Source organism: Streptomyces aurantiacus (genome assembly GCF_001418335.1).
Taxonomy (GTDB): domain Bacteria; phylum Actinomycetota; class Actinomycetes; order Streptomycetales; family Streptomycetaceae; genus Streptomyces; species Streptomyces aurantiacus.
Genome location: NZ_LIPP01000371.1, coordinates 1 through 10,366, shown reverse-complemented (window position 1 = coordinate 10,366; position 10,366 = coordinate 1). Strand labels below are relative to the sequence as shown.

Here is a 10,366-nt window from a genome sequence, read left to right as displayed (position 1 = left end):
CGCCGGTCCCGCCCGTCCCGCCGGTCCCGGAACAAGACCCGGCCGGCATCCCGTTGCCCCCGTCCCCGAAGCTGGGGCCGGAGTAGCCAGGCACACCGATCGGCGGCGCTGTTACGACAGCAAGTGGTCCAGGCAGAGGTTCAATCCGGCCTCCAGGTGTTCCGCCGAGCCGGTGGAGAGCAGGACCGTGACGCCGCCCTGGACGGCGGCGATCACTGCCGCGGCCGTGCGGTCGGGGTCCAGCGACGGGTTGGCCTCGCCGGCCGCTTGCGTGGCCTCGATGCCGGCGCGGACGCATTCCTGCCAGCGTCGTATCAGGTGCGCCGACACGGCCTGCGCCGCCGGGCTGTACCGGCCCACGTCGGCGATCAGTACCCCGAGCGGGCAGTGCAGCCCCTGGTCGCGGTAGAGGCCGACGACCAGGTCGCGCCACGCCTCCCAGGCCGCGCGCGAGGTGAGTTCGCTCAGGTACGGCTCCTGGTCGTCGAAGACGCGCTCCGCTTCATGCTCGGCAACCGCCAGCAGAAGCTGTTCCCGGCCTTCCGGGAAGTAGTGGAACATCTGCCCCTTGCCGGTGTCGCTGCGCCGGCACACGTCGTCGAGCGTGGTGACGTTCGTGCCGCGCTCCCGGATCTCGGCCGCGGCGGCTTCCACGATGCGCAGGCGGGTCGCGGCGCCCTTCCTCGTGCCCTTCCTCGCGGTCACGGACAAAAGTGTACTTGCAGGTACATTTTTTGATATCTACCTTCGGCCGCATGAGAGCGATAGTGGTCAACGAAGCAGGGGGACCGGAAGTGCTGCGGCTGCGCGAGCGGCCGGCACCTCGTCCGGGTCCGGGAGAAGTCCTGGTCGACGTCCGCGTGGCAGGGGTGAACTTCTTCGACACCGCGATCCGCAGACAGGCCCTGGCCGACGTGCCGGGCGCGGAAGGCGCCGGCGTGGTGGCGGAGACCGGCGAGGGCGTGCACGGGTTCGCCCCGGGCGACCGTGTCGCCTGGTTGTCGATCAACAGCCACAGCAGCTACGCCGAGCAGATCGTGCTCCCGGCGAGCAGTGTCGTCGCGGTGCCCGACGCCATCGACGACGAGACGGCCGCGGCCGTGCTGTTGCAGGGCCTGACCGCGCGGCACTTCGCCACCGTGTCCCATCCGGTGCGGCCGGGGGACGTCGCGCTCGTGCACGCCGCCGCCGGCGGGGTCGGGATGCTGCTCACCCAGGTCGTCAAGGCCCGCGGCGGCACCGTGATCGGCCTGGTGTCGCGGCCGGAGAAGGCCGGGCTCGCCGCCGACGCCGGCGCCGACCACGTCCTGGTCTCCACCGGTGGCGCGTTCGTCGAGCCGGTGCTCGGCCTGACCGGCGGGAGCGGAGCGCACGTGGTGTTCGACGGTGCGGGCGCGACCACGTTCGCCGCGTCCCTCCAGGTGCTGCGCACGCACGGCACGCTGGTGTTCTACGGGCCGCTGATCGGGGACGTGCCGACCATCGCGATGAACGACATCCCCCGCAGCACCCGCATCACCTACGGCGTGACCGAGGACTACATCCGCACACCCGAGGAACTCACCGCGCGCGCCGCCGAGTTGTACGCGCTCGTCGCGAAGGGCGAGTTGGTCGTCCGGATCGGCGGCCGCTACCCGCTGGCCGAGGCCGCGAAGGCCCACGCGGACATCGAGTCGCGTACGACCACCGGCAAACTCCTGCTGATCCCATAACTGATCCCGTAACTGATCCCGTAACGGAGGACCGGTCGTACGGCCCGGTGGCCGGCGACGACGCCGGGGTGAGCCGGGGGAGGCCGGCACTCGGTCGAGGGGCAGTGGTCCGTCCTGGCTGCTGCCCCCCGACCGTTCCCACCCGGCTACCAGGGCAGTTCGCCGTTCTCGTCCTGGAACGTTCCGGTAGGGCCGTCCGCGTCGAGAGTCGCGAGGTGCACGACGACCTTGGCGCTCTCCTCCGGCGCCCTTCCGATGCCGAACGCCGCGGTCATGTCGGTGGCGGTGGTGCCGGGTTCGACCGCGTTGAACTTGATGCCCGGCTGGGACTTGGCGTACTGGACCGTGAGCATGGTGGCCGCCGACTTGGACGCGGAGTAGAGCGCCAACGGCAGGTTGAACTCCGGCCGGTCCGGGTTGGTCACCGCCCAGAACGACCCGGCGCTGCTGGAAACGGTGACCACGGTCGGGTTCGGGGACTTGCGCAGCAGGGGGAGCGCCGCCTCCGTGACGCGCACGACTCCCACCGCGTTGGTGTCGAAGGCCCGGAGCGCGGTGGGGCCGTCGGTGACGCCGGCTCCCAGGACGCCGGCGTTGTTCACCAGGACGTCGAGCCGGCCCTCGGCCGAGTCGATCGTCGCCAGCGCGCTGGTCACCGACGCGTCGTCGGTCACGTCGAGTTGTACGAATCGTGCGCCGAGCGCCGCCGCGGCCTTCTCGCCCCGCTCGGCGTCACGAGCGCCGATGTAGACGACGTGACCCAACTCCGTGAGCTGCCTGGCCGTTTCGAAGCCGATGCCCTTGTTGGCCCCGGTGATCAATGTGATGGGCATGTCTGTCCTCATGAGTCGTATGGCCCGAGTGGGCCATTGGTGATGTCCTGGCTGTGGTTGCCGACGCCGGTGCCTGTGCCGGAGGTCAGCCGGTCAGTTGCCGGAGAAGTTCGCCGGCGTCGTGCAGGGCGGTCATGTGCACGAACCGCCCGTCGCGGACCTGGTAGATGGCGTACTCGACGATCTCGAACGAGGCGCCGGTGGGAGCCACACCGAGCCACTCCTTCACCGGAGTGCCCGTGTTGATCAGCCGGGCGGCCAGCCGGTCGCCGTCGAAGAGCAGTTCCTTGAGCTCCCAGTGGAGGTCCGGAACCGCGTCCACGTCGTGCTTCTGCACCGCGATGAGATCGTCCCGGGTGGCCGGCTCACCGTTCAGGGTGGTCCGGTCGTTGATGTACTTGTCCATGCCGTCGAACTTGTGGGCGTTGATTTCCTCGACGTAGCGCAGGTAGAACGCGCGCAGCTCACTGTTGGACATGAGGTGACCTTTCTGTCTCAGATCTGGTTCAGGCCGCCGTCGACGTACAGGCTCGAACCGGTGGTGAAGCTGCTCTGGTCGGAGGCGAGGAAGGCCACGGCGGCGGCGATCTCCTCCGGGCGCCCGAGCCGGCCCAGCGGCACACGCGTCGCCAGTTGCCGCGTGAACGCCTCCGGGTCGGGGTTGACACCCAACAACCCCGGGGTCTCGGTCGGGCCCGGCGTGACGGTGTTGACCCGGATGCCGCGTTCCTTGAGTTCGTTGGCCCAGGTCCGGGAGAACGACCGGGTGGCGGCCTTGGTCGCCGCGTACACGCCGAACGCCTCATCGCCGACGTCCCCGTTGGTGGAGCCGTTCAGGATGACCGAAGCGCCGTCGTTGAGCAGCGGCAGCGCCTTCTGAACGGTGAACAGCATGCCGCGGACGTTGATGCCGAAGTGGGTGTCGAAATGCTCTTCGGTGATCTGCCCCAGCGGTGCGAGCGAGCCGATGGAGGCATTGGCGAACAGGACGTCCAGTCCCTGTCCCCGGCCGCGGATCGTCTCGTAGAGCCGGTCCAGGTCGGCCAGGTTCCCGATGTCGCCGGTCACCCCGGTGGCCGCTGAACCGATCGCTTCGACGGCCGCGTCCAGTTCGGCCTTGCGCCGGCCCGTGATGAACACGTGAGCGCCCTCCGCCGCCAGTCGTACGGCAGTGGCCAGGCCGATTCCCGCGCTGCCCCCGGTGACGAGCGCGGTCCTGCCCTCAAGCAGCCCCATGCGAGTAGCCCTTTCGATTTCTGCAGCGATCGCTGCGGAAGTCGAACGTTAGCACTTCTGCAGCGATCGCTGCAGAAGAGGTAGGCTGTGGGGGTGGAGACGAGACAGAGCGCCGGTGCCCCGGCCGGCCGACCGCGAGGATTCGACACCGACGAAGCTCTTGAGCGCGCCATGCTGGTCTTCTGGAGGCACGGGTACGAGGGGGCCAGCACGGCCGGCCTGACGAGCGCGATGGGCATCTCCACCACCAGCATGTACGCGGCCTTCGGCAACAAGGAGAAGCTGTTCCGCAAGGTTCTGGAGCGCTACACCGAAGGCCCGAGCGCGTACCTGGCCCGGGCCATGGAGGAACCGACCGCCCTCGGCGTCGCCACCGCGATCCTGGCCGGCACCGTTCGGACCACCACCGCCCCGGCCGGTCCCCACGGGTGTCTGGGCGTCCAGAGTGCCCTGGCCACCAGCGACTCCGGGCAGGAGGTCTGTGACCTCCTCGCCGCCTGGCGCAACGACGGCTACTCCCAGGTCCGGGAGCGGTTCCAGCGGGCCGTCGACGACGGCGACCTGCCCCCGCAGACCGATCCGGGGCTCCTGGCCCGCTACATCACCACCCTCGCCCACGGCATCGCCGTACAAGCCGCGAGCGGGATCGGCCGCGACGAACTCCAGGAGCTGGCCGACGCCGCCCTGCGCAACTGGCCACTCTCCTGAGACTCGGCCTCAGCCGTGGCCTCTGCCTCAGCCGTGGCAAAGGGCGATGCCCGGGCCGGTCCTCGCGGACCGGCCCGGGCATCGTCCTACGTGCCGAGCAGGTTGAACTGGTCGAACGGGCGGGCTGATCAGACCAGGTCGAAGCGGTCCGCGTTCGAGACCTTGACCCACGCCGCGACGAAGTCCTTCACGAACTTCTCCTTCGCGTCGTCGCTCGCGTAGACCTCGGCGAGCGCGCGCAGCTCGGAGTTCGAGCCGAAGACGAGGTCGGCACGGGTGCCGGTCCACTTGACCGCGCCGGTGGCGGCGTCGCGGCCCTCGAAGACGGTCTGGTCCGCGGAGGTCGAGCTCCACGCCGTGCCCATGTCGAGCAGGTTGACGAAGAAGTCGTTCGTCAGGGTGCCCGGGGTGTCGGTGAAGACGCCGTGCGACGACTGCCCGTGGTTCGCGCCCAGGACACGCAGGCCGCCGACGAGGACGGTCAGCTCGGGAGCGCTCAGGCCCAGCAGGTTCGCCTTGTCGATCAGCAGGAACTCGGCCGGCAGCCGGTTGCCCTTGCCGAGGTAGTTGCGGAACCCGTCGGCGGTCGGCTCCAGGGCGGCGAACGACTCGACGTCCGTCTGCTCCTGCGTCGCGTCGGCGCGGCCCGGCGTGAAGGGGACCTCGATGTCGAAGCCGGCGTCCTTGGCGGCCTTCTCGACGCCCGCCGCACCGGCGAGCACGATCAGGTCGGCCAGCGAGATCTGCTTGCCGCCACTCTGGGCGGAGTTGAAGGACTCCTGGACGCCTTCGAGGGTGCGCAGCACGGAGGCGAGCTGGTCGGGGCTGTTGACCTCCCAGGCGCTCTGCGGCTGCAGGCGGATGCGGGCGCCGTTGGCGCCGCCGCGCTTGTCGCTGCCGCGGAAGGACGAGGCCGACGCCCACGCGGTGGACACGAGCTCCGAGACCGTGAGGCCCGAGGCGAGGAGCCGGCTCTTGAGGTCGGCGACGTCCGCCGCGTCCACGAGGTCGTGCGTGACCTCCGGGAGCGGGTCCTGCCACGACAGGGTCTCCGCCGGGACCTCCGGGCCGAGGTACAGCGACTTCGGGCCCAGGTCACGGTGGGTCAGCTTGTACCAGGCGCGGGCGAAGGCGTCCGCGAACTGGTCGGGGTTCTCGTAGAAGCGGCGCGAGATCGGCCCGTACGTCGGGTCGAGCCGCAGCGCGAGGTCCGTCGTCAGCATCGTCGGGGCCTGGCGCTTCGACGGGTCGTGCGCGTCCGGGATGGTGTCCGCGCCGGCGCCGTCCTTCGCGACCCACTGGTTGGCTCCGGCGGGGCTCTGCGTCAGCTCCCACTCGTACTCGAACAGGTTCTTGAAGAAGCCGTTGCTCCACCGGGTGGGCGTGCTCGTCCAGGTGACCTCAAGGCCACTGGTGATGGCGTCGCCGCCCTTGCCGGTGCCGTACGTGCTCTTCCAGCCGAAGCCCATCTGCTCCAGCGGGGCGGCCTCGGGGTCGTCGCCGACGTTCTCCGCCGGGCCCGCGCCGTGGGTCTTGCCGAAGGTGTGACCGCCCGCGATCAGGGCGACCGTCTCCTCGTCGTTCATCGCCATCCGGCGGAACGTCTCACGGATGTCGCGGGCCGAGGCCAGCGGGTCCGGGTTGCCGTTGGGGCCCTCGGGGTTGACGTAGATGAGGCCCATCTGGACGGCGCCGAGCGGGTTCTCCAGCTCGCGGTCGCCGGTGTAGCGCTCGTCGGCGAGCCAGGTGGTCTCGGGACCCCAGTACACGTCCTCGTCGGGCTCCCACACGTCGGCGCGTCCGCCGCCGAAGCCGAAGGTCTCAAAACCCATCGTCTCCAGGGCGACGTTGCCGGTGAGGATCATGAGGTCGGCCCACGAGATGCTCTGGCCGTACTTCTTCTTGACCGGCCACAGCAGCCGGCGGGCCTTGTCGAGGTTGCCGTTGTCCGGCCAGCTGTTCAGGGGGGCGAAGCGCTGCTGACCGGCGCCGCCGCCGCCACGGCCGTCGCTGATGCGGTAGGTGCCCGCACTGTGCCAGGCCATCCGGATCATGAGCGGGCCGTAGTTGCCGAAGTCGGCCGGCCACCAGTCCTGCGAGGTGGTCAGGACCTCGGCGATGTCCTGTTTGACCGCGGCGAGGTCGAGGCTCCGGAACGCCTCGGCGTAGTCGAAGTCCTCACCGAGCGGGTTCGCCACGGCGGGGTTCTGGGCGAGGATCTTCAGGTTGAGGCGCTCGGGCCACCACTGGCGGTTTCCGCCGCCCTGGGTCGGGTGCGCGGCGCGACCGTGCGCGACCGGGCAGCCGCCCGTCTCCTCCGGCTTCGGGTCCGTGACGATCGCGTCATGGTTGTCGGTCATGGGGGAATCCTTCCGAACGGGGTGAATCACATGCTCAGGAACAGGAGGGGCACAGGCCCCAGTAGATGACCTCGGCCTCGTCGACCGAGAAGCCGTGGTCCTGCGAAGCGGTGAGGCAGGGGGCGTGGCCTGTCGCACAGTCGACGTCGGCCACGACACCGCACGACCGGCACACGAGGTGGTGGTGGTTGTCCCCGACCCGCCCCTCGAAGAGGGCCGGGCTGCCGGGCGGTTCGATACGGCGGACGAGCTTGGCCGTGGTCAGCGCGTGGAGAGCCTCGTAGACGGCTTGAAGTGAGATGTGGCCCACCCGCGCCCGTACCTCGGAGGCGATCGCCTCGACACCGAGGTGATCGCCGTCCCGGACGGTCTCCAGCAGCGCCACGCGGGCGGCCGTCACCCGCAGGCCGGCACCGCGCAGCTCGTCGGCGGTGGTCGGGGTGCGGGGCGTGGGCATGGGGGCCAACCTACTTTCATAAACACGAACAGTTCAAGTAAACGAATGATGCAAGTTTTGGTGGGCCGAGTTGGCGGAGTGTTTGCCGGTTCTTGGCCTCATGACCTGGCCGGACGGTACTGCCGAAACGCACCCTGCCCCGTGCCGCTACCGTGTCGCATTGGGCCGAACAGGTGACCATGCGCCACAATGGCCGGGCAGGCAATCAGGACGATTCAGGGCGGGGGGAGCCGGTGAACAGCCACGACGTCACCGATGAACAGTGGGAAGGGCTCGCCCAGGTCGTTCCTTTGCGTGGCCGGGACGCCTGGCCGTCGGCGGTCGGCCACCGGGCGATGCCGGAGGCGGAGACCGAGGCGCGGCGCCGCTTCGTGGTCCTGCGGATCAACATCTTCGCGGACGCCCGTGAGGTCGCCGAGACCCTGATGGCCGGTATCCCGGTCCTCCTGGACCTCACCAGCGCCGAGACGGACGTCGCCAAGCGCGTACTCGACTTCAGTACGGGTGTCGTCTTCGGTCTGGCGAGCGGGATGCACCGGGTCGACCGGAACGTGTTCCTGCTCACGCCGCCGGGAACCGAGGTACAGGGACTGATGGAGGGCGCGGGCATCCCCGGCGTGTGAGCGTCGGTACGCCCCCACGTCGGCCCCGAGGAGCCGGTCGGAGTCCGGTCCGAGTACGACCCCATGGTGTGAGGCGATTTCCGTCGGCACCGTGACCGGGTCCCCCGATCGTAGGAAGCTCCGCGGGCGAAACGGTTCGGCCTCGGGGCGCGGCCCTACCGTCCGGATATGACCGTGTCAGCTCGCGGGACCCGCGCGGAGACCGAGGCACGCTCCCCGGACCGGCCGAGCATCACCGAACTGCGCCTCTCCGCGTTCGCCGCGCACCGCGGCGCCGGATTCCCGCTCGGCCCCCTCAGCCTCTTCGCCGGCCCCAGCGGCAGCGGCAAGTCGAGCGCCCTGCGCGCGTACGAGGCACTGGCCCGGCTCGGCGGCGGCGCCGAACTGGCCGAGGTGTTCCCGGACCCGGCCGCCTGCGTGCCCGAGCGGGCCCGGCCCGACGCCCAGCGCCGCCGTGGATTCCGCATCGGCTGCACGGCGGACGGTCCCCAGGGCCCCGTACGACTCGATGTGGCCGTGCAGGCCGAGCCCGAACTGCGCATGGTGGGCGAGCGGTTGACCGTCGGCGGACTCACCCTGCTGGAGACGGCCCTGCGTGATCCGAGCCGGCGTACGGTGCAGGCGGCCTGGTACACGGCGGGCCTGGCCCCGGTGACGCGGGCGCCGCTTCCCGGTGACCGCCTCGGCACCGCGCTCCTGCCGCTGCGCGTCGCGGGCAAGACGGACGGCCAGTGCCAGGTCATCGCCGCGGCCGAGCAGATGGTGGTCGCCCTGCGGTCGGTGTTCGCCTGCGACCCGCTGCCCCGCGCCATGCGCACCGCCATGCGCACCGCCGTGCCGCTCGGCGCGGGCCGCCTGCTGCGTGGCTGCGACAACCTCGCCGAGGTCCTGTGGCGTACGCGCTCCGAGTGCGGGCGGCGGCACGGGCTGCTGGTCGACGCGGTGCGGGCGGGATGCGCGGGTCCTGTCCACGACGTCCTGGCGGAGTCCACGACCGGTGGGGCAGGGGGCGCGGTGCTGGCACTGCTCGACCGGGGCGACGGTCCCCGGACACCGCTCGGGCGGCTGGGAGACGGCGAGCTGAGGTATCTCGCGCTGGCCATGGTGCTGCTCACCGGGCCCGGTGTCCTCGAAGTCGACCCGGCGGGGGAGGTGCCCGCGGCGCTGCAGACACTCACCGTGCTCGCCGACGGGTTCGACCGCGACCTGGACGTACGGCAGTTGGGGCTGCTCGTACGGCTGGCCGCCCGCATGTGTGAACGCGGGCACATCCGGCTGGTGGGGGCCGTGAGCGACGCGTCCTGGGCGGCGGGGGTGGGCGGGGTGACGGTGGTAGACCTGAGTCGTGACCGAACTTGATGTGGCGACACTGCAGCGCAGACTGGCCGCGTTCGCCGCGGCGCGGAACTGGGGGCCGTACCACACGCCCAAGAACCTCGTCGCCGCGCTCAGCGTGGAGGCGTCCGAACTCGTCGAGATCTTCCAGTGGCTGACGCCCGAGGAGTCGGCCCGGGTGATGGACGACCCGGAGAAGGCTCCTCGTGTGGCGGACGAAGTCGCGGACGTGCTCGCGTACTTGCTCCAGCTGTGCGAGGTGCTCGGGGTCGACCCGCTCGCCGCGCTCGACGCGAAGATCGACCGTAACGAACGGAGGTTTCCGGTGGCGGAGTGACCCGGCAGGCCCCGCCGCACCTGGCCGCCTCCGCCATCGGCTCTGCCAACTTCACCAACTTCACCAACCCCGCCAACTCCCGGGCTGTGCGCAGGAGTTGGGACCAAGACTTCCGATTATCACTCTCCGTAGTTGTTGATCTGTCAGTTTTCGATTCCGTGTCCCCAGATTTCAGACTTCCTCTGGCTTTTCGTCCCGAGGCGGCTCACTCTGGGTAGTGGCAGGCGGAGTTCGGGCAGGCGTGTGCACAGCGCGTCGGGACAGACAGGGACAGCGCATGGATGCGGTGCGGCTCATCGGCGCGAGCAGGTGTGCCCTGCTGAAAAGCGGCGACCCCTCCGAGACCATGACCGAGGCCTGGCAGGCCCACGCCCTCGCCCAGGCGATAGGCAGTCGACTGGCGGTGTCAGGACCGCCCGAACTGCGGGGCGAGGCACTGGGCCTGACGGAGCTGGCCGGTCGGGGATGCGGGGTGCTGGGTGCTCCGGCGTTCGACATCGGCAGTCTGCGGGCCGCGCAGCTCACGGGGCTCGGTGATGCGCGTCGGGCGCTCCTCGATCTCGGGGGACTGCTCGGCGAGGTCGGGATCGCCCTCGTCGGCGTCGCCTGCGCGGCGCCGGACGAGGCGACGTACTGGCAGTGCATGGAGGCCATCGACGCGGCGGACGAGTCCCGCGACCGGGTCCTGGAAATGCTACGAAGACTCGCGGTACGGGATCAGGGTGCGACGGCGGGGTAGCGGGGTAGGGCGTCGACGCGATGGGG

The 10,366-nt window shown here is 70.4% G+C and carries 12 protein-coding genes; 6 read left to right on the top strand and 6 right to left on the bottom strand.

Annotated features, from left to right (window positions below; translation table 11 throughout):
* Positions 1 to 111: 111 nt before the first annotated feature.
* Positions 112 to 705 (bottom strand): TetR/AcrR family transcriptional regulator, encoded by a 594-nt coding sequence (locus tag AOK01_RS35595; RefSeq protein WP_055519040.1) that lies wholly within the window; start codon positions 703 to 705, stop codon positions 112 to 114.
* Positions 706 to 755: 50 nt separating this feature from the next.
* Here AOK01_RS35595 and AOK01_RS35590 point away from each other — a divergent pair, with 50 nt between their 5' ends.
* On the top strand, positions 756 to 1,712 hold the full coding sequence (locus AOK01_RS35590) for a quinone oxidoreductase family protein (RefSeq protein ID WP_055519038.1): 957 nt from the start codon (positions 756 to 758) through the stop codon (positions 1,710 to 1,712).
* A gap of 146 nt (positions 1,713 to 1,858) precedes the next feature.
* Here AOK01_RS35590 and AOK01_RS35585 read toward each other — a convergent pair whose 3' ends face one another.
* The 3 genes from AOK01_RS35585 to AOK01_RS35575 form a co-directional block, all read right to left on the bottom strand.
* Positions 1,859 to 2,545: an SDR family NAD(P)-dependent oxidoreductase gene (locus AOK01_RS35585; protein ID WP_055519037.1), complete on the bottom strand. Its 687-nt coding sequence runs from the start codon at positions 2,543 to 2,545 to the stop codon at positions 1,859 to 1,861.
* 85 nt (positions 2,546 to 2,630) lie between these two features.
* Complete coding sequence (locus tag AOK01_RS35580; protein ID WP_055519035.1) at positions 2,631 to 3,023, bottom strand: ester cyclase; 393 nt, start codon at positions 3,021 to 3,023, stop codon at positions 2,631 to 2,633.
* 17 nt (positions 3,024 to 3,040) lie between these two features.
* Positions 3,041 to 3,781, bottom strand: a complete 741-nt coding sequence (locus tag AOK01_RS35575; protein ID WP_055519033.1) for an SDR family NAD(P)-dependent oxidoreductase — start codon at positions 3,779 to 3,781, stop codon at positions 3,041 to 3,043.
* Between the two features lie 93 nt (positions 3,782 to 3,874).
* On the opposite strand from AOK01_RS35575, the gene AOK01_RS35570 reads away from it, so the two are divergent.
* A complete protein-coding gene (locus AOK01_RS35570) occupies positions 3,875 to 4,489 on the top strand; it encodes a TetR/AcrR family transcriptional regulator (RefSeq protein ID WP_055519030.1) in 615 nt (204 codons plus the stop codon).
* Between the two features lie 128 nt (positions 4,490 to 4,617).
* Here AOK01_RS35570 and katG read toward each other — a convergent pair whose 3' ends face one another.
* A complete protein-coding gene (gene katG / locus AOK01_RS35565; protein WP_055519028.1) occupies positions 4,618 to 6,849 on the bottom strand; it encodes a catalase/peroxidase HPI in 2,232 nt (743 codons plus the stop codon).
* A gap of 34 nt (positions 6,850 to 6,883) precedes the next feature.
* Positions 6,884 to 7,306 (bottom strand): Fur family transcriptional regulator, encoded by a 423-nt coding sequence (locus AOK01_RS35560; RefSeq protein WP_055519026.1) that lies wholly within the window; start codon positions 7,304 to 7,306, stop codon positions 6,884 to 6,886.
* A gap of 179 nt (positions 7,307 to 7,485) precedes the next feature.
* Between AOK01_RS35560 and AOK01_RS35555 the strand changes: the two genes are divergently transcribed.
* The 4 genes from AOK01_RS35555 to AOK01_RS35540 all read left to right on the top strand — a co-directional run bounded on the left by AOK01_RS35555 (position 7,486) and on the right by AOK01_RS35540 (position 10,340).
* The gene (locus AOK01_RS35555; protein WP_079104025.1) at positions 7,486 to 7,929 is read left to right on the top strand and encodes a cell division protein SepF; all 444 of its coding nucleotides are present in this window, start codon (positions 7,486 to 7,488) and stop codon (positions 7,927 to 7,929) included.
* A 168-nt stretch (positions 7,930 to 8,097) separates the two neighbouring features.
* On the top strand, positions 8,098 to 9,288 hold the full coding sequence (locus AOK01_RS35550) for an AAA family ATPase (RefSeq protein WP_055519022.1): 1,191 nt from the start codon (positions 8,098 to 8,100) through the stop codon (positions 9,286 to 9,288).
* Positions 9,275 to 9,601, top strand: coding sequence for a nucleotide pyrophosphohydrolase (locus AOK01_RS35545; protein ID WP_055519019.1), 327 nt, complete (start codon positions 9,275 to 9,277; stop codon positions 9,599 to 9,601). The genes AOK01_RS35550 and AOK01_RS35545 overlap by 14 nt, the downstream gene beginning before the upstream one ends.
* A 277-nt stretch (positions 9,602 to 9,878) precedes the next feature.
* Positions 9,879 to 10,340 carry a DUF6099 family protein gene (locus AOK01_RS35540; RefSeq protein ID WP_055519017.1) on the top strand — a complete coding sequence of 154 codons (462 nt, stop codon included), beginning with the start codon at positions 9,879 to 9,881 and terminating at the stop codon, positions 10,338 to 10,340.
* Positions 10,341 to 10,366 lie beyond the last annotated feature (26 nt).